This is a genomic window from Paraburkholderia piptadeniae, from assembly GCF_900007165.1.
Lineage (GTDB): Bacteria > Pseudomonadota > Gammaproteobacteria > Burkholderiales > Burkholderiaceae > Paraburkholderia > Paraburkholderia piptadeniae.
Map to the genome: position 1 here is coordinate 1 of NZ_CYGY02000104.1, position 12787 is coordinate 12787.

Sequence of the window (12787 nt, forward strand, 5' to 3'; positions counted from 1 at the left end):
GGCAACCATCGAATCGCTATTGCACCGGAGCTATCTGTCGCTTGGCCATGCCGTTTCATCGCCAAATGCCGTCGCCGGCGCGCGATGAGCGACGCGCCAGCCCGCTCGAGAGGCCACATTATGCGCCGCTTCATGTGGCTGCCGTGACGAAACGATTTGCATCGCTTTAGAAGAGCATGATGGGTCTCTTATCTCGGGCGGATACGACGTTCGAATGTCCGCGCGGATGCATGGGCCAGTGACCGCTCATGGCCCGATCCCGGCCCAACTGCCGCGTGCTCCCGGAAACCCGCCAAGAAATTTTTTTGCGCGCCTACTATTCAGACTGGCTTCATGCGGAGAAGACTGAAGACGGCTATGCGATTGCGCTGTCATCTGCGAGTATGCGTTGTTGTTCTATGGCTCGTTTCGAGCCTGTGCGCGTGCAGCCGCGTCACCGACTCTGCAACTGGCGAAGCAGCTTCGTCCGCGCGCGCCCCCAATGTCACGCAACGTGCGACGCAGACACCCGTGCCTCCACCGCCGATGGGATGGTCGTCATGGAACAGTTTGGGCGAAAGCGTGAACCATGACGTCATCGAGGCACAGGCCGACGGCCTGGCGGCGCTGAATGCGCGCATTGCCTCGGGCCATCGATACGAGTATGTGAACATCGATGAAGGCTGGTGGCTCTCGGGACAACGAGACGCAAGCGGCAACTTTATCGTCGACGCGGCGCAATGGCCCGGCGGAATGCAGGCCATTGCCCGATATATCCACGGCAAGGGGCTGAAGGCGGGCATCTATATCGATGCGGGTCCGCGAGGCTGCGGCAAGCGAGCCGATGGCACGCATTTCGTCGGAAGCGATCCGGCTCACTACGATCACGACTTCCTGCAGTTCGCCCAATGGGGCTTCGACTTCGTCAAGGTCGATTTTTGCGGGGGCGCTGCGAATCACTACGATCCGGCGAAAACCTATCGTTCCATTGCGCAGGCCATCCAACGAGCTTATTCGCAGACGGGCCATCTTCTGACGTTCAGCGTGTGCGACTGGGGCACGATACCCACCGACAAATCGTTTCCCGACTACAACGAGGGACCGTGGACGTGGGGCGCCGGCGTCGGCACGATGTGGCGAACCACGCGCGACATCACGCCGGATTTCGGCAGCGTCATCCACAACCTGGCCGGCAACTATCATCCGGAGGGACAGCATACCGGCTACTACAACGATCCTGACATGATGGTCGCCGGAATGCGGATGTCCGCCGTTCACGATCAGGCGCACATCAGCCTGTGGGCGATTTCCGGCGCGCCGATGATCCTCGGCAACGACCTGGCGAAGCCGCTCCCGGCCGACACGGCACGCCTGCTCGCGAATGAGGAAGTGCTCGCGATCGACCAGGATGCACTGGGCCTGCAAGGTCTGCTGGTAGCGCAGTCAGGCCGGTTGCAGGTGTGGGCGAAGCTGCTGGCAGGAACGGGGCAGCGGGCGGTCGTCCTCTTCAACAACTCGGCGAAGGCTGCGCCGATGACGGTCACATGGGGCTCGCTCGGCCTGGTCTCTTCATCGCAGGCGACGGTGCGGGACGTATGGGCCAGAAAAGACCTCGGTCGATTTGCGACGTCTTATACGGCACCCGACGTTCCCGCCGGAGGCGTGACCATGCTCACGATCAGCGGCACCGATTCGGCGCCCGCGATGTGGCAACCGGGTTCGCTGACGGGCGGCGCCGTCTTTACGCGCTGCGCGGCCTGCACGAGCGGCAAGAAGGTGACGGGCCTCGGCACGGTGAATTTCAGCGCAATGGCGTCGGGCGCGCGCGGGGGCTTCATCGAAATCGGCTACGTCAACGACAGCACACGGACCGTCTTTGCACGACTGACCATGAACGGTCAACGGCCTACGATGCTCGCCTTCCCTCCGACTCGCAGCGACGCAAGCATGGGCGCCATCACCGTCTACGTGCCGTTTCAAGCGGGGCTCAATGCGCTTGCGTTGTCGAATGTGGACGCGTCGACGCTCGCGCCCGACATCGGCTACGTCGCGAACGTCGGCGGCCCCGTGCCGCTTTCGCTCGCTCGCGCCCGACATCGGCTACGTCGCGAACGTCGGCGGCCCCGTGCCGCTTTCGCACACTATTTCCATAGCGCGTCGTGCCGAAAACTGATTGCGAGTCGAAGAACGGTCAGCCCCGACTCCGCTAGTCACCCGCGTCCCACTGACGGACAATCTCGCTCACCCGCCCTCATTCAACCCGGAGATTTCAATCACCGTGAGAGTCGACACGACAACCGTTCGGCTGGTCCTCGCCATCGTGGACGAAGGCAGCATATCCCGGGCAGCCGACAAGCTGGGGCTCGCAGTGGCGGCAGCATCGCGCCGCGTATCCGATCTGGAGCAGCAACTCGGCGCAAAACTGTTCCGCCGTGTGCCGCACGGCGTCGAAGTCACCGAATCCGGCGACAAGCTGCTGCGCTACATCCGCCAGATCGACACGCTTGTCGATCGCCTCGCAGGCGACGCACAGACCCTCGCTCACGGGCTGGAGGGGCGCATCATCATCGGCGCGCCGAAGGCGGTCGTCATCGAATTTCTTGCACGCGATATCGCGAGCATCCAGCGCACGTATCCGGGCATCTCGCTGAAGATAGTCGAGGAGAACAGCAAGATCGTCCAGCAGTTGCTGCGCGACAAGGTGATCGACATCGGCATCTACGAGAAAAAAAGCGGCCTTCTGGACCTGCCACAACTGCCGTATCGCGAAGACCGTCTCGTGCTCGTCTACAGCCGGCCGCATTTCCAGTTTCCCGATACGCCCATCGCCATCGACGACCTGTTCGACATTCCGCTTGTCAGCCTCGGCAAGGGCTCGGCGATTCTTTCCGCGGTGCAGCGCGCGTATCGCAGCCGCGGCCGGCATTTCACCAACGACTATTCGGTCACCGGCTTCGACACGATGCTCGCGTTCGTGCGGCATGGGCTCGGCGTCGGCCTGATGCCGCCCGACGTGCTAGACAGCTTCCATCCCGAGGAAACGCTCGCCTGCGCCGAACTGCAAGGCGACTGGCATCAGCGCAGCTATGTGCTTTCGTGCGTCGAGGGGCACGCGCAGGCGCAGACGCTGGAGAACGTCGTCAACGCGCTGGTCGAAAGGCCGCGATAGGGCGCGTGCCCGGCGACACCCAGGCCAATACCCAGGCCAATACCCTGGCCATATCCGCCCACGCGGGGCCGCAACTGGCTGAAATCGCCCATCGCCTTTCGCGATTCGCGAAGCCAGCCATGATTCTTACATGCTTGCCCCCGTCTCCCGACTGAGTGACAGTTGTAAAAACAACGGATACCCGGAGACAACCCGACGGGCGGCGCACTTCGGCTCATCGTACCCGAAGCACCAAAGCGAGCACTCAAGCGGCCGTCACGCAGCGTGCCGCGCACACGCGCCCCGACATTTCCGCAGCCCACTCTTGCCGCTGCCGATGCAATTCCGGCGATTGCCGTCCCTCACGCACGGCGATCGTTCGCACAATCTTTCAGGAGACTTTACATGGCGCAAACCGACCAATCCGCGCGTTCGGCGCAATCCGCACAAGCGCGCGCGTTGCCGCTGCAGGGCATCCGCGTGCTGGATGTCAGCCAGGTGATGGCGGGACCGTTTGCCTGCATGTTGCTCGCCGATCTCGGCGCCGACGTGATCAAGGTCGAGCCGCTCGAAGGCGATCAGACGCGCGGCGCAATGGGATTCAAGATGAAAGGCCCCGACAGCATGGGCTTTCTGAACCTGAACCGCAACAAGCGCTCGCTCGCGCTGGACCTGAAGAGCGACGAAGGCCGCGAGTTCTTCTACAAGCTGGCGAAAACGGCCGACGTCATCGTCGAAAACTACCGGCCCGGCGTCGTGCAGCGTCTGCGGATCGACTACGAGTCGATTCGCGCGATCAATCCGAAGATCGTGTATGCAAGCATCTCCGGCTTCGGTCAGAGCGGGCCGTGGGCGTCGCGTCCCGGCTTCGATCTGATGGCGCAAGCGATGTCGGGCGTGATGAGCGTGACGGGCTACAAGGGCGGCAAGCCCGTGAAGGCGGGGGTGCCCGTCGCCGATATCGGCTGCGCGCTCTTTGCCGTCTATGGCGTGCTGTCGGCCTATATCGGCGCGCAAGCAACGGGCGAGGGACAACACATCGACGCATCGCTGTTCGACTCGGCGATGGCGTTCTCGATATGGGACATGTCGGACTATTGGGGCACGGGCGTGCCGCCGACGCCGCTCGGCACGAGCAACAAGATGAGCGCGCCCTATCAGGCGGTGAAGGCACGCGACGGCTACTTCGTGATGGGCGCGACCAACCAGAAGCTGTGGACGAAACTGTGCGAACTGATCGGGCGCCCCGACCTCCTCCGGCATCCCGACTACGAAACCGTCTCGCTGCGCCTCAAGAACCGCGAAGCGCTGATCGACGCGCTCGAGCAGTCGTTCGCGCGACGCGATTGCGAGGACTGGATCGAGACGATGCTCGCGGCAGGCATCCCGGCAGGCCCGATCCTCTCCTATCCCGAGGCGTTCGGCAGCGAGCACGCGCAGCATCGCGGCATGTGCATGGAGATCGATCACCCGATCGAGGGCAAGGTGAAGAACATCGGCTTCCCCGTCAAGCTGCTGGGCACGCCGCAGCGTGTGCGACGCCACCCGCCGCTGCTCGGCGAGCACAACGAGGAACTCTTCGCCGAAATCAACGGGATGCAGCCATGAGCGACCAGGTCAAGTTGAGCATGCCCGATGCGGGCACGGCCGAGATTCTGATCGATCGTCCCGAGCGGCACAACGCGATGACGATCCCGATGTACAAAACGCTGCTCGCGCTGATCGACCAATGCGAGCGCGATGCAACCGTGCGCTGCATCCTGATCCGCGGCGCGGGCGGCAAGTCGTTCGTATCGGGCACCGACATCGGCTATTTCAGCGACTTTCGCGACGGTCGGCAGGGCGTCGCCTATGAGGCCCTCGTCGAACGCGTGATCGACGCCGTCGAACGCATACGCGTGCCGACGGTCGCCGTCATCGATGGCTGGGCCGTGGGCGGCGGGCTCGCGCTCGCGACCGCGTGCGATTTTCGCGTATGCAGCGATGCTTCGAAGTTCGGCGCGCCGATTGCGAAGACGCTATCGAACACGCTGTCGTCGCGCAATATCGCGCGGCTTCATGCGGCGTTCGGCGTGCCGCGCGTCAAGAAGATGCTGATGCTCGCCGACTATCTGAGCGCCGACGAAGCGCTCGCGTGCGGCTACGTCTACGAAGTCTGCGCAAAGGACGCGATCGACACAGCGGCGCGCGCGCTCGCACAGCGCCTGAGCGCGCTGTCGCCGGTGACGCAGCATGCCGTCAAGGAAAGCCTGCGGCGCATCGTCGTCGAACAGCGCCTCGACGACGAAGACCTGATCGAGACCGTCTACGGCAGCAGCGCGTTTCGCGATGCCGTGGCCGCGTTCACGGCCGGTTCGTCGAAACGCTAACAGCATGGGAGAAGGAGACATGAAACGAATGTTGCCGAAGGCCATGGCAACTTGAACGCGACCTCCATGCTGTCGATAGGAATCGTGATCTGCGCAATCCCGATGAGCTTCGCGATGAAGCCCGACGTCGCCCTCGCCGATAGCACGCAAGCCGGCAGCGCCGCATCGCATCGCAGATGCCGTCGACTTTCTGAGCGTCGAAGAAAAAACAACGCACAGTCCGCTTCGCAAGTTCTGCGAACGCGTCCGGTGAAGCACAAAGTGCGGCGGCGTCAGCGATGAACGTCGCCGTCGGGAGCAGGCAACGCAAAGCCTTTTGCCTGCTCCCGATCCTGCAAGTTCACTGCGGCAATGACAGTGTTTCGCGGGATCAGGATTTTCAATCCGTCATGTTCCGCTTCGCAGATGTCCTCGCTCGTGTCGAAGGTCTCGCAAACCAACTGGCTCCAGTCGTCCCTTTTCCCGTGCTCCTTGAACACCTCGGGTGAGACGTCGCGCCAGTAGGCGCCATGCAGAATGACGAGCCATGCCATCACGACCTCGTGACGTTAAGACGTGTTTGATGCATCCATTTACCGCACAACGTCAAGCGTCATGACGGCGGGATGTGATCGGGCGCTCAACTCTTCCTGGATGTCTTCGCGACAAACGGCGTCGGCGCATGCTGCACCTTGTCGCTGCCGCATTTGGGACATTTCAGTTGCACCGTTGCATGTTCTGCGACGTGCTCCGCATGTTCGAACTTTTCACCACAACTTTGGCAACGATACTGGTAGGTCGGCATGCTGATCCTCCCGTGAGGATGAGTGGGACGCGGGCGCCGCGGCTGCGATCACTGCGATTGCGCGCCGCTAGCTCATCCCATTCTAGTGCGTGCGCGGGGCGTGCACATCCCATCGTTTGCGCGATGCGGCGACCCGCCGGAAACCTGAAGCTCACGCCGCCGCCGGTGAAAGCACATCGCATGCCTCAGCTCGTCTCGCGGCTTGTCACCTGCGCGAGACAGTTGAGTACCGCGCGGCTCACGCTCGCGCGACGGGACGAAACCGCGGACGAAACCGCGAACGAAAATCAGGTCGCGGCCATGCCGTCATAGTCGCGGCCCTCTTCGCGCGTGGCCAGCAGTTCGAGCAGCGCGGCAGGATCGGCGGGCTTGACGAGATAGTGGTCGACGCCTGCTTCCATCGCCTGCCGCACGTTCTCTTCCTGGCCATAGCCGCTTAGCGCGATCATCAATGCGCGAGGGCAAGCGCTTCCCTGCCGCAGAAATCGCGCAAGCTCGTAGCCCGTCATGTCGGGCAGCCCGATGTCGAGCACGACCACATCGGGTTTCATGTCGGCGGCGACGCCCAACGCGGACTCGCCGTCCGTCGCGCATCGGACGATGTAGCCGTGTATCGCGAGCAGCGCTTCGAGGCTTTCCGCGGAAGCCACGAGATCGTCCACGACGAGAACGCGCGTCGCCGCCTTGCGGTTCAGATGAACGACGGTTGCACGCACAGGCGTGATGCGCTCGCTCATCGTGCCTGGCAAGCGGATCGTGAACTCCGAGCCTTTGCCGAGCCCTTCGCTCCTGCACTGAACGGACCCGCCGTGCAGTTCCGTCAGATGCCGCACGAGCGTCAGTCCGATGCCGAGTCCGCCGAGCGAACGATGCAGCGACGCATCGGCTTGCGCGAAAAGATCGAACACGTGTGGCAGGAATGTGGCGTCGATACCCTGTCCGTCATCGGCGACGGTAATCGACGCGATGCCGTCGGCAAAGCGCGTCGACAGCGAGATATGCCCGCCTTGCGGCGTGAACTTGGACGCGTTGTTCAGCAGGTTCGCAACGATCTGCGCGAGCCGGACCACGTCGCCATCCACGACGGCATCGACGGCCTCTTCGTCGCAAGTCAACGTTTGCGAGTGACGTATGAGATGAGGACGGCTCGTCTCCACCGCCCGGCCGATCACGACGGAAAGCGGCACAGGCTCCTTGCGCAGCGTCACCGTGCCTCTCGCGATCCGCGACACGTCCAGCAGATCTTCGACGATGCGCACCATATGCTCGACCTGCGTGCCGACGATCTCGCTCGCCCAGCGCAGGACTTTCGTATCGCCCTTCTTGGCGCTGCGCATCACAGCGGCTGCGTTGGCGATCGGCGCGAGGGGATTGCGCAGTTCATGCGCGAGCATCGCGAGGAATTCGTTCTTGCGCCTGTCGCCATCGCGGATCGTCGAAAACAGCAGCGCGTTTTCGAGCGCAATGGCGGCACGGCTGACGAACTCCTGAACGAGCGTGGTCCGCTCGGCGGGCATCGGCCCTGCGGCGGAGCACAGCACGAGCACGCCCTTCTGGCTGCCCGTCAACAGCGGAAACGCGCTCACGCAGCGGATGCCTTCGCAAGAGCACGCGTCGCCGATGCTTTCGGTAACGAACTCGTCGATGGCAGGCTCGTTGTCGGGGCTGCTCTCATGCAGCAATCGATCCACGAAGCGGTTCACGCCGAAAAAGGCCCGCGCGAGCGTACCGGCCCGGAACGCGGCGAAGTCCGGCGGATGCGCATCGTTGCGCCGCGCCGACCTTGCCGTATAGTCCGCGGCGAACTCGCCAATGCCCCTGACCGCGACGAACGCCGTCTCGGCGAGTTCGCCCGATGCAAGCTCCGCGATGCGCTGCAACGTCGTATCGATTTCCAGCGAGCGGGTCAGCACGTGGCTCGCGGCGGCCAGAAAATCGGCGCGTTGCCGCGCGCGCTCGGCGGCCGCCCTGCCCGTTTCCGCGCGCACGAATGCCTCGCGTTCTTCCGCGCGCAACAGCAGTTCCTTGTGCATGCGGTGCATTTCCACGAAGACCTTGACCTTCGAGCGCAGGATCTCGGGAACGACGGGCGCGGAAATATAGTCGACGGCGCCGAGCGAATAGGCGCGCTTCATCTCGGACTCGTCGATATACGCGGTCACGAAGATGATCGGCGTGCTGGCCGTGCGCCGATAGGTGCGCAACAGCGACGCCGTTTCGAGACCGTCCATGCCCGGCATGTTCACGTCGAGCAGGATGACCGCGAAGTTACGCTCCAGCACGGCCTTCAGCGCTTCACGTCCCGATCCCACCGTAATCACGTTCTCGCCAAGCTCTTCGAGAATCGTGCACATCACGAGGTGTTGTTGCGGCAAGTCATCGACGACGAGAATGTTGACGGGTTGCCGCGAGGAGGCGACGGCATTGTCCATTGCGCTCTCCTAGCGATGCAGCCACGCATGAAGCACCGCGAGCAGATCTTCGCGGTTGACCGGCTTCGACAGATAATCCCACGCGCCCGCTTCGATGCAGCGTTCGCGGTCGCCCTTCATCGCCTTCGCCGTCACCGCGATGATCGGCAGCGTGCGGCCGACCTCGCGCTTGCGGATCTCTCTCGTCGTCGCAAGGCCGTCCATCTCCGGCATCATGATGTCCATCAGAATGATGTCGATCTCGTCGTCCGCTTCGACGAGCCGGATCGCGTCCCGGCCGTTGTCGGCCCAGACATGCTGCATGCCGTGATCCTCGAGCACGGTTGCGAGCGCAAAGATATTGCGCATGTCGTCGTCGACGATCAGCGCCTTGCGGCCAACGAGATCTGCATTCGCGCCATGCAGACTGTCGACCACGTCGCGCGCTTCGTCGTGTAGCCACTTGCAGTCGAAGTGCAGCGATGCAACCGTCGCATCGAGCAGGCGGCTCATGTCCGAAACGGCGAGCGGCCGGAAGGTTTCGATGTCGCGTGCCCATGCGCCCGGCTCTTTACCCGGCGTCAGCACGACGAACGGCAGCGGCGCGAAAAGCCCTCTGTTCGAGAGCGCCGCCTTGATGTCCTGAAGGCTCGACTCGAACAGGTCCACGCCGATCGCGACCGCCCCCAGATTCCTGTCGCCGAGCGCCGCCATCAGTTGCTCGCGTGTCGCCGCGAACACGGGCGCAAGCTTGTCGCTCGACAACGACGAGACGAAGTGTTCGCGCTCGGGCGAATCGGGCAGCGAGACGAGCAGCCTGCGCGGCGTCGTGTCGGCGTAGCGGGCCAGCACGCTCAGCGCGTCGTCCAGTATTTCGCGCGCCTGGATCGGCTTCGCGAGAAAGGCGAACGCGCCCGCCTGCAATGCGCGCTCGCGCGACTCGTCCGTCGAGATCACGCAGACGGGCATGTGCCGCGTCGCCATATCGTGCTTGAGGCGGCTCAACACACGCCAGCCGTCCATATCCGGCAGGAACAGATCGAGCGTGATGATGTCGGGCTTGAACTGATCGGCGAGTGTCAACGCGGGCGCGCCGAGCGGCGTGACAAGCCCCTTGAAGCCGCGCTCTCGCGCCGTATCCAGCAGGAAATGCGCGAACGCCAGATCGTTTTCGACGATCAGCAGCACGCGGTCTCCGGGCATGATGTTGAAGCGGTCGTCCTCCGGCGTGCCCGCGAGTTCGCGCGTATCGCTGACGACGGTATCGATGAACTCATGCGCCGCAAGCGCATCGGCTTCGCTCGCGGCGTCGCTGCTGAGGGCGGCCGCGGGATCGTCGCCGGAAACAGAAACCGTCTTCCTCGCGACGCGGCCCATCTCGCCCGACAACGGCAGATAGAGCGTGAAAGTACTGCCCTTGTTCGGCGAGCTGACGAGCCGGATTTCTCCGCCCAGCAGTTTCGACAATTCGCGGCTGATCGCAAGTCCGAGACCCGTGCCGCCGTATTTCCGGCTCGTGCTGCCATCGGCCTGCTGGAATGCCTCGAAGATGATCTGCTGCTTGTCCGCCGAAATGCCGATGCCCGTGTCGGACACCGAGAACGCAATGACCTCTTGCGCGCGATTGAGTTCTTCGTTGTCCGCGTTCCATCCGCCGAATACTTCTTCGATCGACAGCGTCACGTGCCCGCGATGCGTGAACTTGAATGCGTTCGACAGCAGGTTCTTGAGGATCTGCTGCAAGCGCTTGATGTCGGTGCGGATCGACGCGGGCAGACGCGTGCCGAGATGGATCACGAAGTCCACGTTGCGCGCTTCGGCGACGTGGCGGAACGTACGCTCGACATACGACATGAGATCGGCGAGGCGATGTTCCGCGAAGTCCATCACCACCGTGCCCGACTCGATCTTCGACAGGTCGAGAATGTCGTTGATCAGCATGAGCAGATCGTTGCCCGACGAATGTATCGTTCGCGAGAACTCGATCTGCTTCGTCGACAGATTGCCCTCGGGGTTCTTGCACAACTGATCGGAGAGAATGAGCAGGCTGTTGAGCGGCGTGCGCAACTCGTGCGACATGTTGGCCAGAAATTCCGATTTGTACTTCGACGTCAGCGCGAGCTGCTTGGCCTTTTCTTCGAGTGCCTGGCGCGCCTGCTCGACTTCTGCGTTCTTGCGCTCGACTTCCTGATTCTGATGCGCGAGAAGCCGTGCCTTTTCCTGCAATTCCTCATTGGTCTGCTGAAGCTCTTCCTGACGGCTCTGCAATTCATGCGCGAGCGACTGCGATTGCTTGAGCAGATTTTCCGTTCTCGTGTTGGCCTCGATCGTATTGATGACGATGCCGATGCTCTCCGTCAGCTGATCGAGGAACGCGAGGTGAGTGGGATTGAAGCACTCCGACGAAGCGAGTTCGATCACGCCCTTCACCTGCCCTTCGAACACGATCGGAAGCACGAGAACGTTGTGCGGCACGATGCTGATCAGCCCGGACGTGATGCGGATGTTATCGGCGCCGGACGGCTCCAGCAGAATCTTGCGGCGCTCGACCGCGCATTGGCCGATGAGTCCTTCGCCCATCTGCACGCGCTTGCCATGCGACAGATGACCACTCGACGCATAGCTCGCCATCAGCCGCAACAACGCGGCATCGTCGGACGAATCGAGCACGAAGAATTCGGCCTGCTGAACGCCGACCACGGGCGCGAGTTCGGAAAGAATCAACTGGCCGACGGCGACAAGATCCTTCTGTCCTTGCAGCATGCGGCTGAACTTCGCGAGGTTCGTCTTGAGCCAGTCCTGTTCGGTGTTGACCTGCGTCGTGTCCTTCAGGTTGCGGATCATTTCGTTGATCGTGTCCTTCAGGGCCGCGACCTCGCCGAGCGCCTCGACGGTGATCGACCGCGTGAGGTCGCCTTGCGTGACGGCCGTCGCGACTTCGGCGATGGCGCGCACCTGCGTCGTCAGGTTCGCCGCAAGCTGGTTGACGTTTTCCGTCAGCCCCTTCCACGTCCCCGATGCGCCCGGCACCTTCGCCTGGCCGCCGAGCTTGCCCTCGACGCCGACCTCGCGCGCCACGGTCGTCACCTGATCGGCGAACGTCGCGAGCGTATCCGTCATGCTGTTGATCGTGTCCGCGAGCGCCGCGATTTCGCCTTTCGCTTCCACCGTCAGCTTGCGCTCGAGGTCGCCGTTCGCGACGGCCGTCACCACCTTCGCGATGCCGCGCACCTGGCTCGTCAGGTTGCCCGCCATGAAGTTCACGTTGTCGGTCAGGTCCTTCCACGTGCCCGCGACGCCCTGCACATAGGCCTGCCCGCCGAGCTTGCCTTCCGTGCCGACTTCGCGCGCCACGCGCGTCACTTCGGATGCGAACGAGCGCAACTGATCGACCATCGTGTTGATCGTGTTCTTCAGTTCCAGTATTTCGCCCTTCACGTCGACGGTGATCTTCTTCGACAGATCGCCCGCTGCAACGGCTTTGGTCACGTCCGCGATATTGCGCACCTGCGCCGTCAGATTGCCCGCCATGAAGTTCACGTTGTCGGTCAGATCCTTCCATGTGCCCGCGACGCCTTGCACGTCCGCCTGGCCGCCGAGCTTGCCTTCCGTGCCGACTTCGCGCGCGACGCGTGTCACTTCAGAAGCGAACGAGCCGAGCTGATCGACCATCGTGTTGATCGTGTTCTTCAGTTCGAGTATTTCGCCCTTCACGTCGACGGTGATCTTCTTCGACAGGTCGCCCGCTGCAACGGCTTTGGTCACGTCCGCGATATTGCGCACCTGCGCCGTCAGATTGCCCGCCATGAAGTTCACGTTGTCGGTCAGATCCTTCCATGTGCCCGCGACGCCCTGCACGTCCGCCTGGCCGCCGAGCTTGCCTTCCGTGCCGACTTCACGCGCGACGCGCGTCACTTCCGATGCAAACGAGCGCAACTGATCGACCATCGTGTTGATCGTGTTCTTCAGTTCGAGTATTTCGCCCTTCACGTCGACGGTGATCTTCTTCGACAGATCGCCCGCCGCGACGGCCGTCGTCACTTCCGCGATATTGCGCACCTGTGCCGTCAGATTGCCGCCCATCGAATTGACCGAG

The 12787-nt window shown here is 63.0% G+C and carries 8 protein-coding genes and 2 pseudogenes; 5 read left to right on the plus strand and 5 right to left on the minus strand.

Annotated features, from left to right (window positions below):
- Positions 1-525 precede the first annotated feature (525 nt).
- Positions 526-1599, plus strand: a pseudogene (locus BN2476_RS48855) (glycoside hydrolase family 27 protein); the annotation flags it as partial.
- Between the two features lie 11 nt (positions 1600-1610).
- Here the strand turns inward: BN2476_RS48855 and BN2476_RS48860 are convergent.
- Positions 1611-1817 (minus strand): hypothetical protein, encoded by a 207-nt coding sequence (locus tag BN2476_RS48860; protein WP_235851178.1) that lies wholly within the window; start codon positions 1815-1817, stop codon positions 1611-1613.
- Here BN2476_RS48860 and BN2476_RS50035 point away from each other — a divergent pair.
- The 4 genes and pseudogenes from BN2476_RS50035 to BN2476_RS40005 all read left to right on the plus strand — a co-directional run.
- A pseudogene (locus BN2476_RS50035) lies at positions 1789-1938 on the plus strand (hypothetical protein); the annotation flags it as partial. The gene BN2476_RS48860 and the pseudogene BN2476_RS50035 overlap by 29 nt on opposite strands.
- A 319-nt stretch (positions 1939-2257) precedes the next feature.
- Positions 2258-3148, plus strand: a complete 891-nt coding sequence (locus tag BN2476_RS39995; RefSeq protein WP_087739685.1) for a LysR family transcriptional regulator — start codon at positions 2258-2260, stop codon at positions 3146-3148.
- Between the two features lie 384 nt (positions 3149-3532).
- The gene (locus BN2476_RS40000) at positions 3533-4735 is read left to right on the plus strand and encodes a CaiB/BaiF CoA transferase family protein (RefSeq protein ID WP_087739686.1); all 1203 of its coding nucleotides are present in this window, start codon (positions 3533-3535) and stop codon (positions 4733-4735) included.
- Positions 4732-5496: an enoyl-CoA hydratase gene (locus tag BN2476_RS40005; RefSeq protein WP_087739687.1), complete on the plus strand. Its 765-nt coding sequence runs from the start codon at positions 4732-4734 to the stop codon at positions 5494-5496. Before BN2476_RS40000 ends, BN2476_RS40005 begins: the two co-directional genes overlap by 4 nt.
- Before the next feature lie 272 nt (positions 5497-5768).
- Here the strand turns inward: BN2476_RS40005 and BN2476_RS40010 are convergent, their stop codons facing one another.
- From BN2476_RS40010 to BN2476_RS40030, 4 genes are all read right to left on the minus strand, one after another.
- Positions 5769-6029, minus strand: coding sequence for a hypothetical protein (locus BN2476_RS40010; protein WP_087739688.1), 261 nt, complete (start codon positions 6027-6029; stop codon positions 5769-5771).
- 86 nt (positions 6030-6115) lie between these two features.
- Positions 6116-6280 (minus strand): FmdB family zinc ribbon protein, encoded by a 165-nt coding sequence (locus BN2476_RS40015; protein WP_087739689.1) that lies wholly within the window; start codon positions 6278-6280, stop codon positions 6116-6118.
- Between the two features lie 287 nt (positions 6281-6567).
- Entirely contained in the window at positions 6568-8712 is a 2145-nt protein-coding gene (locus BN2476_RS40025; RefSeq protein WP_087739691.1) for a response regulator, read from the minus strand.
- Between the two features lie 9 nt (positions 8713-8721).
- A partial coding sequence (locus BN2476_RS40030) for a hybrid sensor histidine kinase/response regulator (RefSeq protein WP_235851179.1) occupies positions 8722-12787 on the minus strand: 4066 nt, incomplete at its 5' end.

Bases quoted from the DNA above. Each gene is read 5' to 3' on its own strand.
- BN2476_RS40010 (WP_087739688.1), bottom strand. From the start codon at position 6,029: ATGGCATGGCTCGTCATTCTGCATGGCGCCTACTGGCGCGACGTCTCA.
- BN2476_RS40005 (WP_087739687.1), top strand. From the start codon at position 4,732: ATGAGCGACCAGGTCAAGTTGAGCATGCCCGATGCGGGCACGGCCGAG.
- BN2476_RS40015 (WP_087739689.1), bottom strand. From the start codon at position 6,280: ATGCCGACCTACCAGTATCGTTGCCAAAGTTGTGGTGAAAAGTTCGAA.
- BN2476_RS48860 (WP_235851178.1), bottom strand. From the start codon at position 1,817: ATGAAGCCCCCGCGCGCGCCCGACGCCATTGCGCTGAAATTCACCGTG.
- BN2476_RS40000 (WP_087739686.1), top strand. From the start codon at position 3,533: ATGGCGCAAACCGACCAATCCGCGCGTTCGGCGCAATCCGCACAAGCG.
- BN2476_RS40025 (WP_087739691.1), bottom strand. From the start codon at position 8,712: ATGGACAATGCCGTCGCCTCCTCGCGGCAACCCGTCAACATTCTCGTC.